The sequence below is a fragment of the Plantactinospora sp. KLBMP9567 genome, assembly GCF_033446045.1.
Lineage (GTDB): Bacteria > Actinomycetota > Actinomycetes > Mycobacteriales > Micromonosporaceae > Plantactinospora.
The window spans coordinates 169,634-195,219 of record NZ_JAWQRR010000018.1 but is presented as its reverse complement, the minus strand read 5'-3'; the positions used below and the strand labels follow the sequence as shown (position 1 = coordinate 195,219).

Annotated in this window: 24 protein-coding genes; 17 read left to right on the top strand and 7 right to left on the bottom strand. The window is 72.1% G+C overall.

All coding sequences use genetic code 11. The features are described 5' to 3' along the window. The first annotated feature begins 46 nt into the window (after positions 1-46). From R6Y94_RS14045 to R6Y94_RS14010, 8 genes are all read left to right on the top strand, one after another. Positions 47-1,234, top strand: a complete 1,188-nt coding sequence (locus R6Y94_RS14045) for a sensor histidine kinase (RefSeq protein ID WP_318396265.1) — start codon at positions 47-49, stop codon at positions 1,232-1,234. After that, positions 1,171-1,857 carry a response regulator transcription factor gene (locus R6Y94_RS14040; RefSeq protein WP_318396264.1) on the top strand — a complete coding sequence of 229 codons (687 nt, stop codon included), beginning with the start codon at positions 1,171-1,173 and terminating at the stop codon, positions 1,855-1,857. The genes R6Y94_RS14045 and R6Y94_RS14040 overlap by 64 nt, the downstream gene beginning before the upstream one ends. 109 nt (positions 1,858-1,966) lie before the next feature. After that, positions 1,967-4,117: a hypothetical protein gene (locus R6Y94_RS14035; RefSeq protein WP_318396263.1), complete on the top strand. Its 2,151-nt coding sequence runs from the start codon at positions 1,967-1,969 to the stop codon at positions 4,115-4,117. A gap of 30 nt (positions 4,118-4,147) precedes the next feature. Beyond that, positions 4,148-4,933: an FHA domain-containing protein gene (locus tag R6Y94_RS14030; protein ID WP_318396262.1), complete on the top strand. Its 786-nt coding sequence runs from the start codon at positions 4,148-4,150 to the stop codon at positions 4,931-4,933. Further along, complete coding sequence (locus R6Y94_RS14025; protein WP_318396261.1) at positions 4,930-5,976, top strand: serine/threonine-protein kinase; 1,047 nt, start codon at positions 4,930-4,932, stop codon at positions 5,974-5,976. The genes R6Y94_RS14030 and R6Y94_RS14025 overlap by 4 nt, the downstream gene beginning before the upstream one ends. 5 nt (positions 5,977-5,981) lie before the next feature. After that, a complete protein-coding gene (locus tag R6Y94_RS14020; RefSeq protein ID WP_318396260.1) occupies positions 5,982-6,518 on the top strand; it encodes a hypothetical protein in 537 nt (178 codons plus the stop codon). Then, positions 6,511-8,997, top strand: a complete 2,487-nt coding sequence (locus tag R6Y94_RS14015) for an Hsp70 family protein (RefSeq protein WP_318396259.1) — start codon at positions 6,511-6,513, stop codon at positions 8,995-8,997. The genes R6Y94_RS14020 and R6Y94_RS14015 overlap by 8 nt, the downstream gene beginning before the upstream one ends. Beyond that, entirely contained in the window at positions 8,994-9,911 is a 918-nt protein-coding gene (locus R6Y94_RS14010; protein ID WP_318396258.1) for a hypothetical protein, read from the top strand. The genes R6Y94_RS14015 and R6Y94_RS14010 overlap by 4 nt, the downstream gene beginning before the upstream one ends. A 29-nt stretch (positions 9,912-9,940) precedes the next feature. Here the strand turns inward: R6Y94_RS14010 and R6Y94_RS14005 are convergent, their stop codons facing one another. Genes R6Y94_RS14005 through R6Y94_RS13990 form a run of 4 tightly spaced genes read right to left on the bottom strand, consistent with a single transcriptional unit; the run spans position 9,941 to position 13,777 of the window. Next, positions 9,941-10,714, bottom strand: coding sequence for an ABC transporter ATP-binding protein (locus R6Y94_RS14005; protein WP_318396257.1), 774 nt, complete (start codon positions 10,712-10,714; stop codon positions 9,941-9,943). Next, the gene (locus R6Y94_RS14000; protein ID WP_318396256.1) at positions 10,711-11,601 is read right to left on the bottom strand and encodes an ABC transporter permease; all 891 of its coding nucleotides are present in this window, start codon (positions 11,599-11,601) and stop codon (positions 10,711-10,713) included. The genes R6Y94_RS14005 and R6Y94_RS14000 overlap by 4 nt, the downstream gene beginning before the upstream one ends. Next, positions 11,601-12,608, bottom strand: a complete 1,008-nt coding sequence (locus tag R6Y94_RS13995) for an ABC transporter substrate-binding protein (RefSeq protein ID WP_318396255.1) — start codon at positions 12,606-12,608, stop codon at positions 11,601-11,603. Before R6Y94_RS13995 ends, R6Y94_RS14000 begins: the two co-directional genes overlap by 1 nt. Continuing rightward, complete coding sequence (locus R6Y94_RS13990; protein WP_318396254.1) at positions 12,605-13,777, bottom strand: agmatinase family protein; 1,173 nt, start codon at positions 13,775-13,777, stop codon at positions 12,605-12,607. The genes R6Y94_RS13995 and R6Y94_RS13990 overlap by 4 nt, the downstream gene beginning before the upstream one ends. 402 nt (positions 13,778-14,179) lie before the next feature. Here R6Y94_RS13990 and R6Y94_RS13985 point away from each other — a divergent pair, with 402 nt between their 5' ends. The 3 genes from R6Y94_RS13985 (at position 14,180) to R6Y94_RS13975 (ending at position 16,207) form a co-directional block, all read left to right on the top strand. Then, positions 14,180-14,635 carry a helix-turn-helix domain-containing protein gene (locus R6Y94_RS13985; protein ID WP_318396253.1) on the top strand — a complete coding sequence of 152 codons (456 nt, stop codon included), beginning with the start codon at positions 14,180-14,182 and terminating at the stop codon, positions 14,633-14,635. Beyond that, positions 14,628-15,020 carry a DUF4180 domain-containing protein gene (locus R6Y94_RS13980; protein WP_318396252.1) on the top strand — a complete coding sequence of 131 codons (393 nt, stop codon included), beginning with the start codon at positions 14,628-14,630 and terminating at the stop codon, positions 15,018-15,020. The genes R6Y94_RS13985 and R6Y94_RS13980 overlap by 8 nt, the downstream gene beginning before the upstream one ends. A 65-nt stretch (positions 15,021-15,085) precedes the next feature. Then, positions 15,086-16,207: a nucleotidyl transferase AbiEii/AbiGii toxin family protein gene (locus R6Y94_RS13975; protein WP_318396251.1), complete on the top strand. Its 1,122-nt coding sequence runs from the start codon at positions 15,086-15,088 to the stop codon at positions 16,205-16,207. A 26-nt stretch (positions 16,208-16,233) separates the two neighbouring features. On the opposite strand, the gene nhaA is transcribed toward R6Y94_RS13975, so the two are convergent. Next, positions 16,234-17,547, bottom strand: a complete 1,314-nt coding sequence (gene nhaA, locus R6Y94_RS13970) for a Na+/H+ antiporter NhaA (RefSeq protein ID WP_318396377.1) — start codon at positions 17,545-17,547, stop codon at positions 16,234-16,236. Positions 17,548-18,321: 774 nt separating this feature from the next. Between nhaA and R6Y94_RS13965 the strand changes: the two genes are divergently transcribed. Next, positions 18,322-19,083: an FkbM family methyltransferase gene (locus tag R6Y94_RS13965; protein WP_318396250.1), complete on the top strand. Its 762-nt coding sequence runs from the start codon at positions 18,322-18,324 to the stop codon at positions 19,081-19,083. A gap of 145 nt (positions 19,084-19,228) precedes the next feature. Here the strand turns inward: R6Y94_RS13965 and R6Y94_RS13960 are convergent, their stop codons facing one another. Further along, on the bottom strand, positions 19,229-20,200 hold the full coding sequence (locus R6Y94_RS13960; RefSeq protein WP_318396249.1) for a sugar phosphate isomerase/epimerase: 972 nt from the start codon (positions 20,198-20,200) through the stop codon (positions 19,229-19,231). Between the two features lie 421 nt (positions 20,201-20,621). Between R6Y94_RS13960 and R6Y94_RS13955 the strand changes: the two genes are divergently transcribed. Continuing rightward, on the top strand, positions 20,622-21,191 hold the full coding sequence (locus tag R6Y94_RS13955; RefSeq protein ID WP_318396248.1) for a GNAT family N-acetyltransferase: 570 nt from the start codon (positions 20,622-20,624) through the stop codon (positions 21,189-21,191). Here R6Y94_RS13955 and R6Y94_RS13950 read toward each other — a convergent pair. Further along, complete coding sequence (locus R6Y94_RS13950; protein WP_318396247.1) at positions 21,180-22,295, bottom strand: hypothetical protein; 1,116 nt, start codon at positions 22,293-22,295, stop codon at positions 21,180-21,182. The genes R6Y94_RS13955 and R6Y94_RS13950 overlap by 12 nt on opposite strands. A gap of 324 nt (positions 22,296-22,619) precedes the next feature. On the opposite strand from R6Y94_RS13950, the gene R6Y94_RS13945 reads away from it, so the two are divergent. The 4 genes from R6Y94_RS13945 to R6Y94_RS13930 all read left to right on the top strand — a co-directional run bounded on the left by R6Y94_RS13945 (position 22,620) and on the right by R6Y94_RS13930 (position 25,582). After that, on the top strand, positions 22,620-23,075 hold the full coding sequence (locus R6Y94_RS13945) for a hypothetical protein (protein WP_318396246.1): 456 nt from the start codon (positions 22,620-22,622) through the stop codon (positions 23,073-23,075). 2 nt (positions 23,076-23,077) lie between these two features. Then, positions 23,078-23,311, top strand: coding sequence for a helix-turn-helix transcriptional regulator (locus R6Y94_RS13940; protein ID WP_318396245.1), 234 nt, complete (start codon positions 23,078-23,080; stop codon positions 23,309-23,311). Next, on the top strand, positions 23,308-24,282 hold the full coding sequence (locus R6Y94_RS13935) for an NAD(P)-dependent alcohol dehydrogenase (RefSeq protein WP_318396244.1): 975 nt from the start codon (positions 23,308-23,310) through the stop codon (positions 24,280-24,282). Before R6Y94_RS13940 ends, R6Y94_RS13935 begins: the two co-directional genes overlap by 4 nt. A gap of 121 nt (positions 24,283-24,403) precedes the next feature. Next, positions 24,404-25,582, top strand: a complete 1,179-nt coding sequence (locus tag R6Y94_RS13930; RefSeq protein ID WP_318396243.1) for a cytochrome P450 — start codon at positions 24,404-24,406, stop codon at positions 25,580-25,582. Positions 25,583-25,586 lie beyond the last annotated feature (4 nt).

Below are 25,586 nucleotides of genomic sequence, written 5' to 3'. Positions count from 1 at the left end.
GCAGAGCGGACTTCCGCGTACTCCCGGGATTTGAAATCTTGGGAACGTGGTGGGGGTCGACGGGCGGGAACAAGCCGAGCGCGTGCTGGTCCGCGGGTTCGGGGCGCTCCGGCTCGCGCAGTACGCCACGGCCGGGGCGGCCGCCGTCTCCACCGACCGGTCGGCATACCTGCGACCGGGCGTCGTGTTCGGCCTCTACGCCCTCGCCGCCGTGTGGTCGCTCGCGCTCTACGGAGCCGCGCTGCGCGGGCGGCGCATCACGTCGCTCGCCGTCGTCGTCGACATCCTGCTCATCGGGGTCGCGCTCGTCGTGATCGGCCGGTTGACCGCGCCCGGTCACGCGATCGGGTGGGCGAACTGGACCGTCGGGCCGGCGAACGCGGCCGGCGTACTCGCCGTCGTGTTCAGCCCACGCTGGCTGGCCGCACCGTCGATCCTCCTGCTGTCCGGCTGCTACCTCGCCGGGGTGTGGCGGGATCTCGCCGCCGGCGCCTCGCCCCTCGCGTCCGCGACCGGCAACATCGGCTCGCTGGTCCTGTTCACCGTCGCCGCCGGATTCGCCGCGGCCTGGGTACGTTCGTCGGCGCGCGCCGCGGACGAGGCCCACGCGTCCGCGTTGGCGGCCCAACGCCAGGCCGCCGACGCGGCCGCCCGGATGGCGTCGGTCGAGGCCCGGGACTGGGAGCGGCGGCGGCAGTACCGGAACCTGCACGACACGGTGCTGTCCACGCTGACCGTGGGTGCGATGGGGCAGATCGACCTCAACACCGAGCAGTTCCGCAGCCAGTGCGAGCGCGACGCGCGGTACCTGCGCTCCCTGATCACCGGGTCCGACGACGCGATGTCGACGGACCTCAGCACCGGGCTCGGGCGCGTCGTGCGTGACCTGGCGGCGCTCGGGCTGCGGATCGACCACAACTCGGCGGAACTGCCGACGGGCGTGCCCGGGCACGTCACCGAGGCGTTGCTGGGGGCCACCCGGGAGGCGCTCAACAACGCCCGCAAGCACGCGGGCACCGGGCAGGCGTGGTTGACGACCCGGGGCGACGGCGCCGGCGGGGTGCGCGTCACGGTCGTCGACCGGGGCGCCGGCTTCGTACCCGCGACAGCGCGGAGCGGGTACGGCCTGCTGGGCTCGATCCGGCACCGCGTGGTCGAGGCCGGCGGCCAGTGCGACATCACCAGTACGCCCGGCGAGGGCACCACCGTGGAGATCACATGGAAACCGTCATAACCATCGGCGCGATCGACGACGAGAAGATGCTGCTTCAGTCGTTCGCCAACTGGTTCGGCAGCACGCCCGACATCCGTTTGACGGCGGTGGCCGCCTCCGTCGACGAGTACCTTGCCGGACCCGACGCTCCGGCGATCGTGCTACTCGATCTCGATCTGGGCAACTTCACCGACCCGGCGCACAACGTGGCGCAACTGACCGCCAGCGGCCGGCAGGTGATCGTCATTTCGGTGGTGAAGGACCGCCGGTGGGTGGTCTCCGCGACCGAGGCCGGCGCGGTGGCCTACATCCCCAAGGAACGCGACCTCAACGATCTGGCGGACGCGATTCGGGCCGTGCACCGCGGCGAGACGCCGACGTCGCCCGAGCACGCGTTCCTGCTGAGCGACGACGACCGCCGCGGTCCGTCGCTGACACCCCGGGAACGGCAGATCCTGCTGGGGGTGGCGGAGGGCATGACGCACACCGCCATCGCGCGGCGGCTCGGCATCGAAAAGAGCACGGTGAAGACCCACCTGGAGCGGGTTCGGCAGAAGTACCGGGACGACGGGCGGCCCATCACCAATCCGGGTGACTACCTGAAGCGCGTCGGCGAGGACCCGATCCGTGGCGATCTGCCCTAGGCCGTACATCTAGTTTCCAACTGTCTGCCGTGGTGCCCGGCGCGCCGCCCGACCATCCTGAGAGCCAAGCCAAGCCGAGTCCTGAACGATGTCGTCCTGGGGAGCACGAGTGAGTGAGGTGGCGATCGCCAGCCTGCGGGAGCTGGCCGGGCCGGACCTGTACCGGCGCAACGCCTTCCGGGTCACCGGCCTGCCGGTGGACGTGGACCGGCGCACCGCGCGAGCGCGGCAGCAGCAGTTGACGGCGGCCCTGCGGGTCGGCGCCGACGTGGGCTTGCAGGGTTCCTCGGCGACCACCGAGGAGGTACGCGCCGCGTTCGACGGGGTGTTGGGCGATCCGCGCCGCCGCCTGGTACACGAGGTGTTCGCCGTGTGGGGCGCGCCGGACGGCTGCGAATGCCCGGCGGGTGTGCACTACGACCACGACTCCGCGGTGCGGGCCCACGCCGCGGCGCTCGACGTGGAGCCGGCGGACCTGCTGGCCGCGACCATCTCCGGCGGGCTACCGGGCCAGTGGACGGCGGCGGCGACGGCGTGGACGAAGACGCTCCGGTCGGCGTCGTTCTGGCGGCACCTGCACCACCGGGTGGAGCGGCTCGACGACCGGCAGCTCGGCGCGTCCACCGTGGATGCGCTGCGGGCGGAGCTGCCGGTGGCGTTGGTGCGCCCACTGCTGGGGCTGGCGGCCTCCGCCGCCTATCCGGCTCCGCTCCGGAAGAACCTGAGTGAGTGGCCGGTGCCGGCCCGGGAACGCGACCGGCTGATCGAGGAGGCCGCCGAGCCGCTGTACACGGAGCTGGAGTCCGGCGTCCGGGACCTGCACACCCGGCTGGACTCCGGTGACGCCGACGAGATCGTGGCGGAGATGCGGGCGCGGGTGAAGCCGGTGCTGGCCCGGCTGGAGGGGTTGGCGCCGCGCGACGAGCACCGCCGCACGGACGCCGTCCGGGACAAGGTCGCGGTGCTTCTCAACAACTGCGCACTCGCCCGGAACCGGGCCACCGGGCAGTACGAGGGCAAGGTCAAGGGATGGCTGAGGGAGGCGGAGAAGCTCGCCACCGACCCGGAGACCCAGCGCCGGATCCGGGAGAACCTGCGAGGCTTCGACGAGGCGGACGAGGCGCTCAACCAGTTCCGGTTCACGGTCGACGAGATCCGGCGGACCCGCGGGCGGTACGAGGCCGCGAGGTTCCTGCGCGGCATCCTCTCCGAGGTCACCGACGAAGCGCTCGCGGTGGCCATCCGCGGAATGCTGTCCGATTTGGACGCCGGGGCACCGATCTCATACGGCACACCCAGCCGATCGGTCCGGTACCGCTCGCCGATCCGACTGTCCGACTGGGAGGAGTACGAAGCACGGCGGCGCCGCCGGGTGGTGGCCATCCTCGTCCTCTGCGCGGTCCTGGTGGTGGCGCTCGTGCTGATCGTCAACGCGGTGACCGACTCGGAGGAGAGCGGGGTCGACATCCACCCGGCCGACTACGGCGATGTCTCGCAGGAGATTCTCTGCGTCCGGGACGCCAACGACTGGCGCGACGGCGACACGAGGGTGACGACCGTGCCCTGCGGGCAGGAACACGCCGGCGAGGTGATCGCCTATCTGGGGCTGCGGGAGGCGATCTCCTCCTGGCCCGGCGCGGACTACGACTACCTGGCCGGGCTCGCGCGCTTCAGCTGCGGGGAGCAGGCGCTCCACTTCGGGCTGTCACAGTCACCGGACCTGTACGCGACCGAGGTCGTCCTCCCCGCCCCCGACATCGTCAACAGCTCGGACTCGGTGTCCAACTATGCGACCTGCCTCGTCGTGCGTGCCGACGGCAGGCGCTGGTCGTTCCTGGCGGCCTCCCAACAGACCGGGGCCCAGCTCGCCGTGCCGCGGCCGGTGACGTCCCGCCAGGGTCGGGACCACAACGCGCCGGCCGGGTACTGTGTGGAACTCAAGCAGGAGCCCGACGGCGCGGACAACGTCTGGCCCATCGTGCGCTGCGACAACCCCCACTGGGCCGAGATCCTCGGTTACCAGGTCCTGGCCTGGCCGCCGCCCGGGCCACGGCTCGGCGAGGACGCCGCCCGGACTCGGCTGGCGGAGGAGGCGGGCCAGGCGTGCCAGCGGCTGGCGAGCCAGCTCCGGATGCCCAGCACGTTCTCCGTCACGCCGATCCGGTCCGATTGGTGGACCGAGCAGAGTCAGGAGCGGATGTACGCGGCCTGCGTGGCGCACCGCAAGGACCACCAGCCCTTCGACGGGCGAGCCCGGTAGGCCGGCATGGTGCCGCACAAGGAGTCGACGGTGGATGCGCAGACGCGCACGGTCGGAAGCGTGACGTTGCGCGTCACCTCGCCCGAGGGGAGGGCCCGGGGCGTGGAGCTGACGGACGGGCCCGTAACGGTCGGGCGTACCGCGCCGGACCACACCCCGGACGTGGTGCTGGAGCCGGACCCGCAGCGCTGGGTCGGTCGCCTGCACTGCACGTTGGACCTGAGCGACGGCGGCTGGACGGTCACCGACAACGCGAGCGTCAACGGCACGCTGCTCCGCTCGCTGAGTGGACGCACCGAGCGCCTGGTCGGGAGCCGCCGCCTGCGGCACGGCGATGCCCTGCTGATCCTCGGCGACATGTCCCCGGACGGCGAACCGCTGTACTGGGAACTGACGCTGCTCGACCCGCACACCACCCAGGCCGCCCCGTTCGAGCCGACTCCGGCGGTGCCTACCCGCGGGCCGTGCCTGCGGTACGACTGGGTAGCCGCGCGGGCTTATCGTGTCGACGAGAGCGGTGAGACCCCGGTCAGCGGGCTGCGGCCACAGGGCCACCAGCTGTTGCGGTACATGGTGGGTCGCAGCAGCGCCGGTGCGGCGGTCGCGTGCGGGCACGAGGAGCTCATCGCCGCGCTCTGGGGCCCACCGGAGGAGTGGCCGGCGGGCCGCGCCTATACCCGGACCGACCTGGCCGGCGTCGTACGGGCGGTGCGTCGCGCCGTCGAGGCGGATCCGTCCGTGCCGCGCATCCTGGAGACCATCACCGGCATCGGGTACCGGCTCATCGTCACAGATTCCAAGGAAGAAGACTCGTGAGTCTGCTGGAGAGCGGTGACCGCGTCACCGAAACGCTCGTGGTGGACCGGTTACTCGGTGAGGGCGCGTTCGCCGAGGTGCACCGGGTGCGCCACGAGTACCTCGGCTGGCAGGCCATGAAGGTCTTCAAGCGGGTCGCCTCGCTCGACGAGACCCGCACCCTGCTGGAGGAGGCCCGCTTGCTGTCCACATTGGGCCATCCGAACATCGTGCGGGTGTTCGACGCCGGTACGGTGCGCACGCCACAGGGCGTCCGGGGGTTCTTCACCATGGAGTACGTGGCCGGGGGCAGCCTGGAACGCCTGATCCGCGCACACCGGCCCACGGTACCGGTGCCACTGGCGGTCGAGGCTGCCGAGCAGATCGCCTCCGGTCTGACCGCCGCGCACGGGCAGGACCCGCCGATCCTGCACCGTGACCTCACGCTGGCGAACATCCTCGTCGGATACGACGGCAGCAGCCTGCGGATCCGGATCAGCGACTTCGGGCTCGCCAAACGCGCCGACCCGTTCACGATGCTGGCCAGCGCCCAGGGCACGTTCGCCTTCATGGCCCCGGAGGTGCTGCGACGCGAGGGATATTCGCGGGCGAGTGATGTGTGGTCGGTGGGCACGATCGTGTATCTGCTGTTGACCAACCGGCTGCCCTACGACGACGGTGGGCCCCTGTCGTCGTACTCGCCGGGCCGGTTCGCGCGGATGCCGTTGCCGCCGAGTCGGTACAACCCCGAAGTGGATCCGGAGCTGGACCGGATTCTGCTGTCCACCTTGGAGGTCGACCCGGCCAACCGGCCCACCTCGGCCGGTGTTCTGGCCGCCGAACTACACGGCCGGCGTCACGGCGGCGACTCGGCTCGCAGCCGGGGAGAGCCGCCGCACGCCCGGGCCGCGCGGCTTGCCGAGCAGGCGCTGGCGCTGGCCCGGCACGCCGGCCAACTCGACCGTGCGGCGGGTCTCATGGCGCAGGCGCTCGAACTCTCGCCGGATTTGCGCGCCCGATACCTGCCCAAGCTGAACCTGTGGCGACGAGGGGTGACGATGTGAAACGCATGACCCGATTGCGCGAGGAGCTGCGCCAGCGCCGGCATCATAGGGAGTTCCGGATTCCGCTTCCGATGTGGACGGACGGGCAGCGGGCCCGACTGGAGGATCTGCTGACGGCGGTCCGGGACGCGAAGCCGGACGAGAAGGAACCGACGCCGGACGAGAAGGAACCGACGCCGGCAGAGCCGGACAAGAAGGCCCTCGCGACCGCCGTCACGAACCTGTGGCGGGCTCAGCGAAAGCTCGCGACGACCGGTGAGCGGCCCTCGCCCCGCGACCGCCAGGCCAGCCGGTACCTGCGCACGTCCAGCGAGGCACTGGCCGACGCCGGCCTGATCGTCCAGGACCACGACGGCGATGCCTTCAACGCGGGTCGGGAGCTCGAAGTCCTGGTGTACCAGGAGAGCCCCGCCCTGACCGCCGAGACCGTGATCGAGACCGTACGGCCGTCCGTCTATCTGCACGGCCGCCTCATCCAGATGGGGCAGGTCATCGTCGGCACCCCCACCCAGCCCGTGGACGGAAGGAACGACCATGCGTGACACCATCGACTTCGGCATCGACCTCGGCACCACCAACAGCGCGATCGCCGTGGTGGAGGAGGACGGCAGCGTCGCCGTCATCAAGAACAACGACGGTTGGGACATCACCCCGTCGGCGGTGTGGATTCCGAAGCCGGGCGTCCTGCACGTGGGGCGCCGAGCGCGCGAGCGGGCGCCGAGCGACCCGGAGAACACGGCTACCGAATTCAAGCTGGAGATGGGACTGGCGGACGCCAGCAGGCGGTTCAGCAAGGCCGGCACCGCGCTGACGCCGCCGCAGCTCTCCGCCGAGGTGCTCAAGTCGCTGCGGGTGGACGCCGCACACCACCTCGGCAGCCCACCGGACGCGGCGGTCATCACCGTGCCGGCCGCGTTCTCGCTCAACCAGAACAAGGCCACCCTGGAGGCGGCGGCACTCGCCGGGCTCAGCGCCTCCTGCCCGCTCGTCCAGGAGCCCACCGCGGCGGCCTTCGCGTACGGCTTCCACGACGCCGACGACCGGGCGTACTGGATGGTGTTCGACTTCGGCGGCGGCACGTTCGACGCGGCGGTGGTGAGCAAGCGTGACGGCGACCTGCGGGTGCTGAACCATGCCGGCGACCCGTACCTGGGCGGCAAGCTCATCGACTGGGCGGTGGTGGAGCGGATCCTGGCCCCCGCTGCCGCGTCCGCGTTCGGCCTCGCCGACTTCCGCCGCGACAACCCGGTGTGGCTGCCGAACTTCGCAAAGCTGAAGCAGGCTGCCGAGGAGGCCAAGATCCAGCTCTCCCGCCGGGACGCGATCGACCTGTCGGTGGAGCTGGAGGTCGGCGGACGCGACACCGAGACGTTCGAGTACACGCTCCGGCGGGACGAGCTCGACCGGGTCGCCGAGCCGTTCTATGCGCGGGCGATGAACCTGTGCCGCACCGCGCTCGCCGACAGCGGGCTGAGCGCGGACGACATCGATCGGCTGCTGCTCGTCGGCGGCGTCACCCTCGCGCCCGGCCTGCGGGAGCGCCTCGCCGACAGCCGCGACGGAATGGGTATCGCGCTCGACACCAGCCTGGACCCGACCACCGTGGTCGCCCGCGGTGCCGCCATCTTCGCCAGCACCGTACGCCGCCCCGACCCGACGTCGTTCCAACCGGCCGCCGGCGAGTTCGCCCTGCAACTCGCGTACGAGCCCAGCGTCACGACCACCGCGCCGGTGGTCGCCGGCAAGGTGCACGCCGCCGCACCGATGGACTGGACCGGGTACGGCGTGACGCTCAGCAACCCGAACGGGCAGCCGCCGTTCCGCACCGGGCGGGTCGCGCTGAACGCGGAGGGCGCCTTCCTGACCGAGGTCGCCATCGACCCACACCGGACCTCGCGGTTCACGGTGGAACTCACGGACGGGTCCGGCGTACCGCAGAAGCTGTCGCCCGACTCGCTGTCGATCACGCACCGGGAGGTCGAGTTCGGCGGCGCCGGGCTGACCCACTCGCTCGGCATCCAGCTCGCCGACCGCGCGTTCGCGCCGCTGCTGCGCAAGGGCGCGACGCTGCCGACCCGGGCGCGCGAGGTGTTCCGCACCGCTGCGGCGCTACGCCGCTCGGACGCCGAGACCGTGATCCGGATTCCGGTGGTCCAGGGCGAACGGGACCGCGCCGACCGCAACCGCCCGGTCGGCATGCTGGAGATCCGCCCGCTGGACGTGCGGATCGACCTGCCCGCCGGGACCGAGGTCGAGGTGACGTTCGAGGTGGACACCTCCAACCTCGCCACCGTCGTCGCCGACGTACCCCTGATCCAGGCCCAGTTCGAGGCGGAGATCAACCTCGACGACGTGCGCACGCCGCAGCCGGACGAACTGGCGAGCGCGCTGGCCGAGGCCGAGCAGCGGATGGCCGCGCTGCACGAGTCTCGCGCGTCGGACGTACCGGAGGTACGCGACCGGCTGCGGCGGCTCGACGACGAGGGCACCCTGACCACCGCGCGGGAGCAGGTCCGGGCCGCTGCCGTGGACGCGGGCGCCGCCGCCACGGCCGAGGACCGGCTGCGCGAGGTGCAGGCGCAGCTCGACGACATCGAGGAGGCCGCCGACCAACCGGCGCTGGTACGGGAGCTGCGTGACCTGCTCGCCGAAACCGGCCGGCTGGTATCCGAGGTGGGGCACCCCGCCGACCGGTCGGCGCTCGCCGAGTTCGAGCAGCGCGCGAACGAGGCCATCGAAAGCGGCAGCTCGGCGCGGATCAAGGCGGAGACCGAGCGGGTCACCGAGTTCCTCATCGAGCTCGAACGGCGGCAGCCGGGCTGGTCGGTACGCCTGTTCTACGCACTGTGCGAGCAGCAGGGCCGGATGCAGCCGTCCGGTGAGGCCCGCAAGCTCGTCCGGGAAGGCAAGGAGGCGCTGGCCGCTGGTGACGAACGCGCGCTCGACGCCGTCAACTCGCGGCTCGTCCGGCTGCTGCCGCGCGAGGAGCAGCCGAAGATCATCGGGCTGGTCGGCCGGTGACCGCACCGGACCTGGTTACCGACCTGACGCTGAGCCGGGCCATGGCCGCCGCCCGGCGCGGCGACCTGGACGGTGCCGCCCAGACTCTCGCCGGGTTGGACGGCGACGAGCCGGCCGCCCTCGACCTGCTCGCCCGGATCCGTGCCCAGCAAGGGCGCTGGCAGGAGGCGGACGAGTCCTGGGCCGCGGTCCAGGCGATCGAGCCGGACCACGAGGGCGCCGCCGCGGGCCGGCGGGCGGTCGCCGCCATCCTCGCCGGTGATCGCCGGCCGCGTCCGGTCGCACCGCGGGTGGGCCTCGCGGTGGCCGGGGTGGTGGTTGTCGCGGTCGCCACCGGTACCGCGATCGTGCTCCCGTCGCTGTCAGCCTCGCCGCCCGCGAAGCCCGTCGCGTCGGTGGCCGCCTCGACGCCGGACACCGCGGCGTTGGACGCGGAGCGGCGCCGTGCCGCGGAGTTGCAGGGCCGGCTCCAGCAGATCGAGGCGGATCGGGCGGCGGCCGCCCAGGCGTTGGCCGCCCGGCTCGACGCCATCGCCCGGGGCGTCACCCTGCCCGGCGTGGTGGTGAAGCGCCGCCCGGACACGGTGGAGGTCTATTTCCGGAAGGGCCTGTTCAGCCGCGACGCCTGGCTGACCGCGAACGGTGCCGAGATGCTCGCCGCCGTCGGACGCCGGCTGCCCGACCTCGACGTGGCGGTCACCGTGGTCGGGCACAGCGTGCCGGTGCCGGGCGGACGCACCAGCGGCGGTTCGGGTACGGCGCTGAGCCGGGCCCGGGTCGCGGCGCGGGAGCTGGCGGAGGCCGGCGACCTGCCGCTGACCGCTTTCACCCTGCGCTCCGCCGACCAGTCCCAGGGCCCGTTCCGGGAGCCGGCCCGCAACCGCACCGCGAGCCTGGTCCTCACCCCCTCGTGATCAGGAGCGTTCCCAGGAGTAGTCAAGTTTCATGGTGTGTGGTGGAACGTCCGGACCAGGTCCTCGACCCGGGCCCGCAGGGTCAGGAACTCCGGCGTCCGCTTGAGGCCGAGATCCCGATCGTCCGGCAGGTCCAGCGTGATGTCGGCGGCGACCCGGCCCGGGTCGCTGGCCAGCACCACCACCCGCTGCCCGAGGAAGACCGCCTCCTCCACATCGTGCGTGACCATCAGCACAGTGGTGCCGGTGTCCCGCCACACCCGCCGGGTGAAGAGCTGCATGTCCTCCTTGGTCTGCACGTCCAGCGCGCCGAACGGCTCGTCGAGCAGCAGCACGTCCGGCTCGCAGGCCAGCGCCCGGGCGATGGCCACCCGCTGCCGCTGCCCGCCGGAGAGCTGCTTCGGCAGCGCCGAGCGGAGTGCGGTCAGGCCGGTCTCCTCCAGATACCAGGCGACCCGGCGGGCCCGCTCCGCCCGGTCGATCCGGAGCAGTTCCAGGCCGAAGGCGACGTTGCGCTCGACCGTCCGCCACGGATAGACCGCGCCGCCCTGGGACACCAGGCCCCGGTCCGGGCCGGGCCCGCGCACCGGGTTGCCGTCGAGCAGGATCTCCCCGCTCGACGGCCGGTCGAGGCCGGCGACCAGGGAGAGCAGGGTGGACTTGCCGGAGCCGCTGGCGCCGACGACGCAGACGAAGGACGTACGGGCGATCCGCAGGTGGACGTCGGCCAGCGCGGGGACGTCCCGGCCGTGCCGCCGGAACACCCGGTTGACGCCGACGATTTCGAGCAGCCCGGTGGTCACGGCACCCACCGCCCGAGCCGGTCCCGGGTGATCCGGAGTACGACGTCGGCGGTCACCCCGATCAGCCCGATCACCACCAGGATGGCGAAGATCTTGTCGGTCTGGGTGAACCGCTGGGCGAGCAGGATCCGCTTGCCCAGACCCTCCTGGCTGTTCACCAGCTCGGCGACCACCACCAGGCCCCAGGCGGCGGCGAAGTTCACCCGTACCGCGTCGACGATTCCGGGCAGCGCGTACGGCAGGATCACCTTGCGTAGCACCTCACCGCCCCGGGCACCGAGCGTGTACGAGACGTTGACCAGGTCGATCGGCACCTGCCGGACCGCGTCGGCGACCATCAGCATGTTGAAGAAGACGGTGCCGATGAAGATCAGCGCGATCTTCGGCGCCTCGCCGATGCCGAGCCAGATCAGCAGCAGCGGGGTGAACGCGGCCGCCGGCAGATAGCGCAGCAGTCCACTGACCGGCTCCAGGGCGGACCGGGCCGCCGCGAAGCTGCCCATCGCCACCCCGAGCGGCACCGCCACGGCCACGCCGAGCCCGTACCCGTAGAGGATCCGGCGGACGGTGGCCCAGGCGTCGGTGAACAGCTCCCCGCTGCCGGCCATCTCGACCCCGGCCGACCAGACCGCGCCCGGCGGCGGCAGGAACCGGGGGTCGACCGCCCCGGTCGCGCCGAGCAGCAGCCAGGTCAACAGGGGCAGGGCGACCGAGGCGAGCACCAGGACGGTCCGGGTCCGGCCCGACAGCGGGGTACGCAACGCCAGCACCGTGCCCGGTGGTCGGGCCGGGCGGCGCCGGGGCAGCGAGCCGAAGAGTTGCCGGGCGGTCGCCGGGCGCTGTGCCGTCGTCCGCTCGGGGGTGTCGGGGCTGATTAGGCGCTCCATCAGGTCACCGCGTGCACGAACTTCGGTTCGAGCAACCCGTCCAGCGACGGCTTACCCGGAGCCAGCTCGGTACGGACCAGGAACTCGGCGATCTGGTCGGCCTGGAAGTCCAGGTGGGTCGGGTCCCCGCCCGGGGTGAACGCGGCGATGTTCTGCTCCCGGGTGAAGATCGTGGTGCCGGCGTTGTACGTCCGGTAGTCGGCCTCGCTCACCCCGCCCCGACGGGCCATGATCGCCACCGCCTCGGCCTCGTTGGCCGCGATCCACTCCAGGGTGTCGAACCAGGTCTGCACCACCTTCTGCACCTGCTCGGGATGCTCCTGGAGGTACCCGCTGTCGAAGGCGAGGTGGTCCGGGATCGCCCCCGGGAAGTCCTTCGAGGTGGCGATGGCCCGGCTGCCCGCCCGGCCCAGTGCGGTGGTGGTGAACGGCGCGAACGCCCCGACCGCGTCGACCTGCCCGGCCACGAAGGCGGCCGCCGCGGCGTCGGTGAGCAGCGGGGTCAGGATGATGTCCGCCTCGGACAGCCCGGCCTTCTCCAGGGCGAGGAGCAGTAGGTAGTGGTCGACGGTGCCCTGCTCCACCGCGACCTTTCTGCCGCGCAGCCCGGCCACGTCGTCGATGCCGGCCGTCGCGATGATCTGGTCGTTGCCGGTCGAGTTGTCGTTGACCAGCACGATGGTCTGCTTCGCCCCGCCGCTGACCGAGGTGAGGGTGTCGTTCAGGGTCTGGCTGTTGGCGTCGAGGTTGCCGGTGCTCAGCGCCTGGAGACTGTCGGTGTAGCTGTCGAACCAGGTCAGTTCGACGTCGACGCCGTTCGCCTCGAACAGCCCCTTCTCCTGGGCGACCTGCCACGGAAACCAGCCCGGCCAGGCGCTGAAGCCGAGCCGTACCGTCGTCGACCCGGCGGCGCCGGAGTCACCGCCGTCGCCGCAGCCGGCTGTGGCGCCGAGCAGGGCGACGCAGGCGGCCACCGCCAACAGCCGGGTCAGCGGGCGTCTTCTCATGACTTCCTCCCGGGGAGGTGGCCGGCGCGCACGAGGCAGCCCAGGGTGTCGCAGATGACCCGGGTGGCGATGAGCGAGGTGATCTCCGCGTTGTCGTACGGCGGGGAGCACTCGACCACCTCGATGCCGGCGAGCGGCCGCTCGGCGATGAGTTGGATGAACTTGAGCACCTCGCGGGGCAGGAAGCCGCCCGGTTCGGGCCAGCCGGTGCCGGGCACGAACGCGGCGTCGAGGCAGTCGACGTCGAAGGAGAGCCAGACCGCCTCCGCGCCGTCCCAGGCGACCTCCAGGGCCTTCTCGGCGGCGGCCTCGATCCCCATCTCGACGCAGTCGGTGACGGTCATGATGGTGGTGCCGCGTTCCCGGCCGACCTTCACCCCGGGCCGGGGTGCCTGCCAGCCGCCGATGCCGATCTGCACCAGGTTCTTCGGCGGCACGTTCGGGATGTCGGTGGCGTGGAACCACGGGGTGGTGTGCATCCGCTCGTCGAGATCGGTCTCCTGGGTGTCGACGTGCCGGTCGAAGTGGATGATGCCCAGGTTGCCGGCCAGGTGCTCGGCGACGCCGCGTACGGTCGGGTAGCCGATCGAGTGGTCGCCGCCGAGCACCACCGGGAAGGCGCCCGAGGCGTAGACGTGGCTGACCGCCTTGGAGATCTGGTCGAAGGTCTTCTCGATGTTGCCGGGGATGGTGAAGACGTCACCGAGGTCGGCGATCGTGATCGACTCCCGCAGGTCCACGCCGAGCTCGAAGCTGTACGGCCCGTACAGCGCGGAGATCTTCCGGATGCCCTGCGGACCGAACCGGGTCCCGGGCCGGTACGTCGTACCGCCGTCGAACGGGGCGCCGAGCACGGCCACGTCGTACTCGCCGCAGGTGGTGACGTCCTCGACGTACGGCGCCTTGAGGAAGGTGTTGATGCCGGCGAAGTGCGGTAGCTCGCCACGGGAGAAGGTGGGGATCCGGCGGTCCACGATGGAGTCCGCGCCGGGCAGCCCGAGCCGGAGGCCGCGCTCGACCTCGGCCTCCCAGCGGGTGGTCGGCAACTCCGCCTCCCGCCGCACCGCGTAGCGGGCCTCCGGACCGTAGTTGTCGTGCAGCAGCGGGTCGGGCTCACCGGGACGGTCGTCCGAGCGGCCATGCGGGTGTTGACCGTGTGCGAAACCCATGGGCACCTCCGGGAAAGGTCGCCCGGCCGGGAACAGCCGGGTGCTGGCTGTCTCCCGGGCTTTTGTCCCGCCGTGGAACGGCGCCGACCGCGCCGCCGGCCCCGCCTGCGCCTCTCGGACCAGTCCCGCCCCGGTCGGGACGGCGGAACCCTAGGCGCGCCTCAGTGGATGAGTCGCATCGAAACGTAAGGGCCGTGGGTTTCCCGCGTTTTGCCCGCCCGTTGCCGGCAGGTATCGGTCGCGATCGACATCACGTCCCGGTGCCGCCGCGCTGGCCCCAACCTCCCGGCCCCGGCCCGGCTCCGGTGCCCGCAGTCCGCGCACCGGACCGGACGTGTCGCTTCGAATGATGGAGGCCACAAACTTCCCTATCACACCCTATCCCAGGTAGGTTAGGTGCTGATGAGTAACGAAATGCTCTCGGTCGAGCAGGTGGCTGACCGGCTCGGCCTGCACGTCCGGACCGTGCGCGGCTACATCCGCTCGGGCCGGCTCCGGGCGGTACGGATCGGCAAGCAGTACCGGATCGCCCGGGCCGACCTCGACGCGCTGACCGGCGGCGCCGGCCCGACCCGGCACGGCGCCCCCGTCGCCGTGGAGGTGTCGAGCATCGTGCAGGTCGACGGCATCGACCGGTCCGGAGCCGACCGGCTCGGCACCTTCCTGCTGGCCGGGGCGAACACCAACCACGACCCCGGGCATCCGCTGCGGGTGCAGACCGTCCACGACGAGGAACGAGGCCGCATGAAGATCGTGATACTCGGTGACGCCGCCGCCACCGCCGAGCTGCTGCACCTGCTCGACGCCGTGCTGCGCGGCGACAACGGCCTGCTCGGCGGGGAGGTGGCGGATGCCTGACGAGATCCAGGACCGGGCCGGGGCGTCGGTGCTGCTCTGCGACCCGGGCGGCCCGCCGATCGCCACCGAGCAGGACGTGCTGGACCTGATCGGCGCGGCCTTCCTCGGCGCCACGGTGGTGGCGGTGCCGGCGAACCGGCTGGACCCGAGCTTCTTCGCCCTCGGCACCCGCTTCGCCGGCGAGGTCATGCAGAAGTTCGTCAACTACCGACTGCGGCTGGTGGTGGTCGGCGACATCTCCGGGCACCTCGCGACCAGCTCGGCGCTGCGCGCCCTGGTCGAGGAGTCCAACAAGGCCGGCCACGTCTGGTTCGTACCGGACCTCGACGCCCTCGACGACCGGCTCCGCGCCCTGACCGACCGGCCGGGTCGGCGCCCGGCCTGACGCCGCCGGCCGCCACCCGGGTTCGGGCTGCCCGTCGACGCCGTCGCCGGAGCCAGCGCCGGCAGATGGGCATCACGGTGCGTGCCTCGGCGCGGGTCCGGCCCGGCGGCGCGGCGGCCTTCGTCCGGGGCGGGGCGAGTCTGTCGTACCGGCCCGGTAGCCTGCCCTGCGTGGACAGCCCAGCGGGGGCCGGAGTCGGGTTGACCGACGAGCGGACGGCCCGGCGTGCCGTGCTCGACCACATACTCGCGCTGGTCGCGGCGGCACCCTGCGGCGACGCCCTGGTGCTGCGCGGCAGCATGACCATGCGGTCCTGGGTCGGTGACCGGGCCCGCGAGCCCGGCGACCTCGACTGGGTGGTCCGGCCGGGCGCACCGGTCCCGCTCGATGACCTGCACCCGCACCCCTACGTCGACCGCCTCGACCCGGTCCGGCTCTGGCCGGAGGCGGTGCACGGGGTACCCCGGGACGAGCCCTGGATGTTCGAGGACTTCGACACCGGTGGGCTGCCGGCGCGGCTGCCCCCGGAGGGGCTGCACTGGGTCGAGGCCGCCGAGACCGCGCTGCTGCCCAGTCCGCACCAGGACGTCATCGAACTGCTGCGCCGCCATCCCACGGCCGCCGGCGACCTCCGCGTCGACCCGGACGCGATCACCGAGGAGAACACCTGGGGCTACTCGTACGACTCGGGATACCGCGACCTCGCCGAGGAGGGCGGCGGCGGGAGCCGGCTCGTCGTGCCCTGGCGGGTCGGCGACGCACTCTCCGGCACGGTCCAGCTCGATTTCGCGTACGACGAGCGGCTGCCCGAGCCGCCCCGGCTGCTCGCGGTGCCCCGGCAGGACGGGACCGACCCGCCGACGGTGGTCTGGGCGGCGACGCCGGAGCTCTCGCTGGCCTGGAAACTCCAGTGGCTCTGCACCGACCAGGCGACCGACGGGCTCTCGGCCGGAAAGGACCTCTACGACGCGGTGCTGCTCGCCGAGCTGCCCGGGGTACGCCTGCCGGCCCGGTTGCTCCGTACGCTGCTGCACCGGATCCCCGACCCGGACCTGCTGCGACCGACGGCGGTCCGGGGCTGGACGGTCGACTGGTCGGCCCTGCCCAGCGGGCATCCGCCGGCCGGGGCCGATCCGGTGCCCTGGCTCGACCGGCTGGCCGCCGCACTGGCGCCGGACCTCCCGTAGTCAGCCTCGTCCGGTTGGGTGGCCGATCATCCTGCGGCGTTCTGGTCCTCTTCCTCGTAGACGTCCGGCACCCCGTCGGCGTCGCTGTCGCGCTCCTCGACCGTGCAGATCCCCTGGTAGTGCCGGTTACGGGCGCGCAGTACGACCGCGGCGAGCAGTGCCGAGAGCAGCGAGCCGACCAGTACACCGATCTTGGTGTGGTCGTCGCGTTCGGTGCCAGCGCCGAACGCCAGCTCGCCGATCAGCAGTGACACGGTGAAGCCGATCCCGGCCAGCAACGCCAGCCCGAACACGTCCCACCAGCCGAGCCCTTCGGCGAGCCGGGCCCGGGTGAACCGCTGCACCAGCCAGGTCGCCCCGAAGACTCCGACCGCCTTGCCCACGACCAGCCCGACCACCACCCCGATGGCGACCGAGTCGGTGAGCGACGCACCCAGGCCGCCCGCGCCGACCACCGACACCCCGGCGGCGAAGAACGCGAATACCGGCACCGCGACCCCGGCGGACAGCGGCCGGAACCGGTGCTCGAAGTGCTCGGCCAGCCCTGGGCCGGGCCCCGGCTTGCGCCGGGACACCGGCACGGCGAACGCGAGCGCGACCCCGGCGACCGTGGCATGCACCCCGGAGGCGTGCACCAGGGCCCACGCCACCGCGGCCAGCGGCAACAGCAGCCACCAGGACCGCACCCGCCGCTGGACCAGCAGGCCGAACAGTGCCAGCGGGACCAGCGCCAGCAGCAGCCAGCCGAAGTGCAGGGCGCTGGTGTAGAACACCGCGATGATCATGATTGCCAGCAGGTCGTCGACGACCGCGAGGGTGAGCAGGAACGTCCGCATCGCCGCCGGCAGGTGGGTGTTGATCACCCCGAGCACGGCGAGGGCGAACGCGATGTCGGTCGCGGTCGGGATCGCCCAACCGGCCAGCGCCCCGTCCCCGGTCCGGAGGTTGAAGGCCGTGTAGATCAGGGCCGGCACCGCCATCCCGCCGAGGGCGGCGGCGACCGGCAGCATCGCCCGGCGGGGCTCCCGCAGGTCTCCGGCGACGAACTCGCGTTTCAGCTCCAGCCCGGCGACGAAGAAGAAGATCGCCAGCAGGCCGTCGGCCGCCCAGGTCGCCAGGGAGAGGTCCAGGTGCAGGGCGGCCGGGCCGATCCGGAACTCGCCGAGCGACCGGTACGCCTCGGACCACGGCGAGTTCGCCCAGGCCAGCGCGAGTACGGCGGCGATCAGCAGCAACACCCCGCCGACGGTCTCGGTACGCAGGATGTCGCCGACCCGGCGGACCTCGGGCCAACTCCCCCGGGAGAACAGGCTCGGCATGCGGCTGCCAGGGGTGGCCATCACGGTGCCTCCGGTGGGGTCGACGAATGAATCGCCGACCAGACTTCCCGGCACACCGGCCTCCACCCTACCGAACCCGCGATCATCACCCAACCGGAAGCCACGGCGCTGCCTCGCCTGCCGCACCCCCCGCCGACCTGGGCGGAGGGTTCTCCGCGTCCGGTCCACGCAGGCCGGGTGGCCGGGTTTCCGCGAAGAACGCCGCCCGGGTGTCGGATCCCCGGTGCTACCGATGCCGCCTACGCTGGCCGGACGCCTGGCTCTACACGGTCGCCCGGCGGCGGGGCCTCGGCGCGCTGCGCCGGGACACTCGGTACCGGGACAAACTCGGGCTGATGGTGTGGCCGGCGCAGCCGGACCCCGGCGACCGGCTCAGGCTGATCTTCACCTGTCACGCCGAAGCGGCCCGCTGGGAGGAGATCGACTGGGCGCAGATCCTCGTCCTCTACGACATGCTGCTCCGCCTGGCGCCGTCGCCGGTGACCCGGCTGCACCGGGCGGTCGCCAACCGCTACGTCGGCGGCCCCGCCGCCGCGCTCGCCGAGGTCCACGCCCTCGGCCGGCCCGCTGGACGGCTATCACCTGCTGCACGCCACCCGGGCCGAGTTGCTGCGCGACCTGGGCCGTCCGGACCAGGCCCGCGCCGCCGACGAGCGCGCCCTGGCGCTGACCGCCAACCCCGCCGAGCAGTCGCTGCTGCGCCAGCGCCTCAACTGAGCCTGACCGGCGTCCCGTTGGCCGGTGCGGAGCACTCGCCGCTGTTACGTTGAGAACATGTTCACCCGGGCCAGAGGTATCGCCCGGTCCCTGCTGCTCTACCACTGCCGACCGGTCACCCAGCGCCGGGCCGCGCGACTCTACGGCCAGTTCCTCCGGCCGGGGGATGTCGGGTTCGACATCGGTGCGCACGTGGGCGGTCGGGTACGCATCTGGCGGCGGCTGGGCGCCCGGGTTGTCGCCGTCGAGCCGCAGCCGGACTGCCTGCGCGTCCTGCGCTGGGGCTTCCGGCGGGACCGGAGGGTCAGCATCGTGCCGGCGGCGCTCGGCGCTCGACCCGGCCGGGCGACGATGGCACTCTCCACCGCCACCCCGACGGTCTCGACGATGTCAGCCGACTGGATCCGGTCGGTGACGGCGGACCGCAGCTTCGAGCAGGTGCGCTGGGACCGCGCGGTGAAGGTCGACGTGACGACCCTCGACGACCTCATCGCGGCGTACGGGGTACCGGCGTTCTGCAAGATCGACGTCGAGGGCTTCGAGTCGAACGTGCTCGCCGGGCTCAGCCGACCGTTGCCCGCGCTGTCGTTCGAGTACCTCCCGTCGGCACACCATGCCGCGCTCGCCGCACTCGACATCGTGCACCGGCTCGGTGCGACGGCCGGCGGATACCGCTACAACTACTCGCCCATCGAAACGATGCGGTTCGCCAGCGAGCGCTGGCTGGACGCCGCCGACCTGACCGGACTGCTCGAACGCTTCCGCCCGCTGGGCCGGTCCGGCGACGTCTACGCCGTTCTGCCCCGAACATCGCACTGAGCCGGGGCCACGAGGGTCTTCCCCCGGTCAGCCCGGCCCGGCACCGCGCCAGCACCGGTCCGTCGCCCCGACCGGATCGACCGCCGGAGCCGGACCCGCCGGAACCGGTGCGGCGCACCGACCCCGGCGGCGTCCACCAACTCGCTCAGCGCTTCCTCCGCAGCTCACGCATGCGCCGGTAGCTGCGTTCGGCCGCACCGAGCGAGCCGGGCGGATTCGGCTGTACGTCCGGCGCGGTGTCCTGCTCCCAGAGGTATCCGTGCCGGCCGTGGCCGCGCAGCGCCGCGAAGAACTCGGCGAACGGGATCTCGCCGAGCCCGAACTCCACGTCCGCGTACGAGTTGCCCTGCTGCGGGTCCGGCAGCGGCACCCCGTCCTTGACGTGGAAGAGCGGATAGCGGTGCGGGTGGGCGTTCACGTAGTCGATCGGCCGGAACCCGGGGTACTTGCGCGCCCCGCCGTACGCCCACAGGATGTCCATCTCCAGCGCCACCACTCGGGGGTCGGTGTGCTCCAGGAAGACGTCGTACAGGCGTACCGACGGCTGGTCGGTGGCGAAACTGAACTCGATGGTGTGGTTGTGCTGGTACATGGTGATGCCCCAACGGGCGGCCCGCGCACCCCAGCCGTTGAACTCCTCGGCCGCCGCCTTGTAACCGTCGACCGTGCGGTCCTCGGTCGGTGCCTGTGCGGTGCCGAGATAGCGCATGCCGAGGGTACGGGCGATGTCCAACTCCTGGTCGAGATTGTTCCGGAAGTCGCCCAGCCCTCGGTGGCTGCCGGACGCGCGCAACCCGTTGCAGTCGAGCAGCCGCCGGATCTGCCGCGGGGTGATGGCGCCCACGCTGCCCTGGGTGTAGCCGGCGAACTCGACCTCGCGGTAGCCGATCCGGGACAGTTCCTCGAAGACCCGGGCGAAGCCGTACTCGGCGATCTTGTCCCGCACGCTGTAGAGCTGGATGCCGGTCCGTTCCTTCGGGATGAGCCGACCGCCGCCGCCCCGACCACCGGGGGCGGCCGTGGCCGGCACCTCGGTCAGGGTCGCGGCGCCGACCGCGACGGTGGTGCCGGCGAGCCCGCGCAGGAACGCGCGACGGTCGATGCTGTGCTTAGCCATTGTTCCGATCTCCCATCGGTCTACCCGGCGCAGGCCAGAGCGGCGGGCCCGGCGAGGAGTCGCTGAGCGCCCGTTCCCGTTCAGCGGCAGGTCGCCGATCCGTCCCGACCTCGCCCGAACTGTCTGCTGGCAACTTTTGGCCGCCGAACCGAAAGTTATGGTCAAGCTATCGAAGCTTTTCGAAGCTGTAAACCTCCTTCCAATCTAGGCCACTGAATGTTCCGCTTCACGGCCGCGAATGTCCGGGAAGGTGCCCGCGCGATCACATCCGGCTTCGTACGGCACCGGGCCGGTCGGGCTGCCCGGAAGACCCCGACCGACGATCCGGCCCGGAGCGTCACCGGCGGCGGGTAGGCTGCCGGATCGTGGACGCAGACCGGGAGGCGATCGACACCCTCGTCCGGGCCCACCGGTCGGCCGCGTGACCCGGCCGGAGTGCACCGGTGCACCCGGGCTGCGGCGGCTGACCGGACCGGAGGCGCTCGCCCTGCACGACCGGCTGGTCGAGACGTACGCGGCGGTGTTCTGCACGCCGCCGTGGAACGACTCCCCCGAGCGGGCCGCCCGGTTCGCTGAGCTGCTGGCCGACTGGGCCGGGAAGCCGGGCTTCGCCGCCGTCCTGGCCGACGACGGCGGGACCGTCGGAACCGGTCGCCATGACCGGGCCGTTCCCGGGTTCGCGGTCGGGCTGACCACCCCGACCCCGTTCCCCGCCGACCGCACCTACGGGCAGGTACGCCGGCTGCTCGGACCGGCCACCGAGATGCTCTCCGACTGGCTGGAGGTCGCCGAGTTGGCCGTCCATCCGGCGGCCCGGCGGGGCGGGCTCGGCCGGCGGCTGCTCGCCACGCTGACCGGTGACCGGCCGGCGTGGCTGCTGACCGTCCCGCAGATCGCCGGCACCACCGCCTTCTACGACGCGGTGGGCTGGATCCGGCACGGCACCGGCTACGGCATCACCGTCTACACCAACCGGCCGCTACCCCGCTGAGCCGCTGCCGGGCAACGGTGCGGACGAGCCGGGCCGTTCGGCACGCAGCCGCCAGAACGCCCCGCCGAGCAGCGCGAGCGTGAGCAGACTGACCGTCAGGTCGGCGACCAGCGCCTGGGCCGGCGACGCGGCGGCGTAGCTCGGTGCCAGGTACGCCCCGGCCGCCGCCACCACCAGCCCGGCCCCCCAGGCGGCCAGGACATGCCGCTGCCCCCAGCCCGTACGCCGGGACCACCGCACGATCAGGACCGCAGCGAACGTACTGGCCGCCACCGCGATCGTGACGCCGATCCAGTTCGGCACCAGGTCGACGGCGAGCCGGGCACCGGAGACCACCACCCCGGCCCAGATCGGATGCGGCGCTCGGCCGGCCGTCGGCTCGGCGGGCTCGCCCGGTCGACGTCCGCGCCGCCACCGGGGCAGCAGCGCGGCGCCGATCAGGACGAGCGCCGTCAATGCCGCGAACGACAACTGGAGCGGGCTGGCCAGGAAGCCCTTCCGGCCGCCGTCGTCGGAGAAGACCAGCAGGCTGCCGAGCAGGTAGAGGAGGCCGGCGACCAGCAGACCGAACCGGCCGAGCCACGGCTCGGCGCGCCGGGACGGCCGGACGAACGACTCGACGATCACGATCGGAACGCAGATGCTCAGCACGACGTGCCCGCCGAGGTAACCGAGCGCGTTCTGGGCGCTGAATCCGAGCCCCGGTACCATCGTCGCCCGCGCGGCGGCGGCCGCGTCGGCGAACTCGGTGTCGTCCAGGAAGGCGTCGTTGAACAGCGACTGGTCAACCAGCCCGGCCTGGATCATGCCGAACGCCGCGCCGAGCAGCACGATCGCCGGCCAACCGCCACCGGTGCGCCGGGCGGTCTCCCGGATGAGCAGCGCGGCCGAGCCGTAGAGCGGCCCCAGGAAGGCCACGACCAGCGGGTAGTCGTCGACGGTGAAGCCGCCCCACGCGCACTCCGCCGCCCACGGGGCGAGCAGCCAGAGCGCGACGACCGGGCCGATCCGGCGCCACCGGGACAGGGAGGTGCCCGCAACGCTCGTCTCCGGGCCGGCCGGTGTCGCCGGGGCATCGGCCGGAACGGCTCGGGGGTCGGGCATCTGTGACTCCTCGCTGCTCGCCTTCGCGACTTCCACGCATCTCGGCACCGGGACCGCCGCCGCTTCGGGGAGGACCCGGGCGCACGTCTCGGGCCGGGGCGGCGCGCGTGCCGTGCCACCACGGTCCCGGGTGGGTGCCGGTGACCGGAACGGCCCTTGGGCGAATTCACCTGAACCAAAGTCGATGGCTCGGGTCGACCGGCGACGGTCCTCCGACGAGGGAGGTGTCGCGGTGGCCCGCCCCGGGGTGCCGGGAGGCTGTGCACCCGGTCCGGTTGTGTCTAGAAAACTTGACATGGTGTCTGCCGTTCTTTACTCTTCGACATGTCAAAGATTCTTTACCTCTCGAAGGTGGCGAGAATGTCGTACGAGGAGAAGGGCACCTGGGTCGCCCTGGTGGTCGGGGTGACCGTCTATCTCGGCTATCTCGCGGTGGTGCTGGGTCGGCTGGCCGGCACACCCGTGGCCGAGGTGACGTACGTACCGGCGCTGCTGCTGGCCATCGGCGTCTCGATCGTGGCGTCGATCGTGGCCCGCATCGCGGTCGAGATCGCCCGCCCGAGTGAGAGCCACTCCGGCGACGTCCGGGACCGGGAGATCCACTGGCTCGGCGACCGCGTCGGGCAGCGGATGCTGATGGCCGCCGCGCTCGCCGCACTCGGCCTGGCGCTGTTCGAGGCCGAGCACTTCTGGATCGCGAACGTGCTCTACCTCGGCTTCGTCGCCTCCTCGGTGGTCGGGTCGGTGGTCAAACTCCGCACCTACCGCAGGGGCATGTAGCCGTGGTCAAGCCCACCCGGGTCACCAACTCGATCCGCGCCCTGCGCTTCGCCGCCGGTGAGATGACGCAGGCCCAGCTCGCCGAGCGGATCGGGGTGACCCGCCAGACGATCATCGCGATCGAGCAGGGCCGGTACTCGCCGTCGCTGGAGATGGCGTTCCAGATCGCCCACGTCTTCGCGGTGCCGCTCGAAGAGGTGTTCCAGTACCCCGACACAGGAAGTGAGCAGCCATGAGAGCAGCCGTTTACCGGACGTACGGTCCCCCCGACGTCGTCCTGGTCGAGGAGGTCCCGACACCCGTTCCCGGCGAGGAGGACGTCCTCGTCCGGGTGTACGCCGCGACGGTCAGCGTGACCGACGGCACCGCCCGGCGCGGCTCGCCGCGCTTCGCCCGGCTCTTCTTCGGGCTCCGCCGACCGAGGTGGACGGTGTTGGGCTCCGAGTTCGCCGGTGTGGTCGAGGCGGTCGGGCCGGGCGTGACCCGGCTGCGGGTCGGCGACGAGGTCGTCGGGATCACCGGCCCCGACTTCGGCGCGCACGCCGAGTACGTCCGCGTCCACCAGGACGGAGCCCTCGCGCCCAAGCCGGCCAATCTCGACTTCGCCGAGGTGGTCGCCCTGGCCGACGGCACCGCACTGGCGTTCCTGCGCGACCGGGCCCGGTTGCGCCCCGGCCAGACGCTCCTGGTCAACGGCGCCTCCGGAAGTGTCGGCAGCGCGGCCGTGCAACTCGGCAGGCACTTCGGCGCCCGGGTCACCGGGGTGTGCAGCACACCCCACCTCGACCTGGTACGCGAACTCGGCGCCGACACGGTCCTGGACTACACCAGGGAGGACTTCACCCGCGCCGGCCAGACCTACGACGTCGTCTTCGACGTGGCCGGCACCAGTTCGTTCGGGCGCTGCCGCCGGGTGCTCAACCCCGCCGGACGCTATCTCAGCCCGGTGCCGTCGCCGGGCCTGCTGGTCCAGATGCCGTGGACCGCGGCGTTCGGCAGGAAGAAGGCGATCATCGCGTTCACCGGGCTGCGGAAGGCGGCGGACAAGACCCGCGACCTACTGCTCGTGCGGGAGCTGGCGGAGGCCGGCACGCTACGGCCGGTCATCGCGGACCGCTACCCGCTGGAGCGGATCACCGAGGCGCACCGCCACCTGGAGCGCGGCAAGTACGGCAACATCGTCGTCACCATGACCGGAGCCGGCTGAACCGGTCCGGCGACGCCGCGCCAGCACAGTGGACGGTGGGGCTCCGGAGAGGGCGGTACGCTCGGCTCCGACGGGAGAAACCTCGTACGCTTGATCATCTCTCGCGATGGGAGAGGACACGATGACCGCTTCTCCGGTGCTTCCCCTCAAGCGCACCTGCCCGCACGCGCCACCGGCCGAACACCTGCGGCTGCAACGGGAGGAGCCGGTGGCCCGGGTGACCCTCCCGGACGGCTCCACGGCATGGGCGCTGAGCCGCCTCGAAGACATCCGCACCATGCTCACCGATCCACGGTTCAGCTCAGACCGGTATCGCGAGGGATATCCGTTGCAGCCCCCCGGTCAGCAGCGCCGTGCCGACGAGCGGCCGCTGCTGATCGGGCTCGACCCGCCGGAGCACGGTGAGGCCCGCCGCGCCGTCGTCGGCGAGTTCACCATCAAGCGAATGAACGCGCTGCGCCCGCGCATCCAGCAGATCGTCGACGAGTGCCTCGACGCCCTGCTCGCCGGGCCACGTCCGGCCGACCTCGTTCCGGCGCTGGCCCTGCCGGTGCCATCCCTGGTCATCTGCGAACTGCTCGGCGTGCCGTACGTCGACCACGACTTCTTCCAGGACCGCTCGGCCAACCTGCTGCTCCGGTCGACACCGGCCCAGGAGCGCATCGCCGCGGCCAACGAGATCCGCGACTACATGGCCACGCTGATCGCGGAGAAGGCGAAGACGCCCGGCGACGACCTGCTGAGCCGGCAACTGGCCAGGGGGGCCGATCACGAGGATCTGGCGGGTCTGGGTTTCCTGCTGCTGCTCGCCGGGCACGAGACCACCGGAAACATGATCTCCCTCGGCACGATGACGCTGCTGGAGCGGCCGGAGGCGCTGGCCGCGCTGAAGCGGGACCCGGCCCGGACTCCGCAGATCGTCGAGGAACTGCTCCGGTACTTCACGATCGCCGAGTACGTCACCTCCCGGATCGCGGTGCAGGATGTCGAGATCGGCGGGGTGCTGATCCGGGCCGGCGAGGGTGTCGTCACGCTCGCCAACGCCGCCAACCGTGACCCGGCCGCGTTCACCGACGGCGACACCTTCGACATCGGCCGCGCCGCCCGCCATCACATCGCGTTCGGCTTCGGCGCCCACCAGTGCCTCGGACAGAATCTCGCCCGGGTCGAACTCCAGATCGTCTTCGACACCCTCTTCGCCCGCATTCCCGACCTCCGACTGGCCGCGGCGATCGACGAGCTGTCGTTCAAGGACGACTCCACCGTCTACGGCCTGCACTCCCTCCCGGTCACCTGGTAGGAGA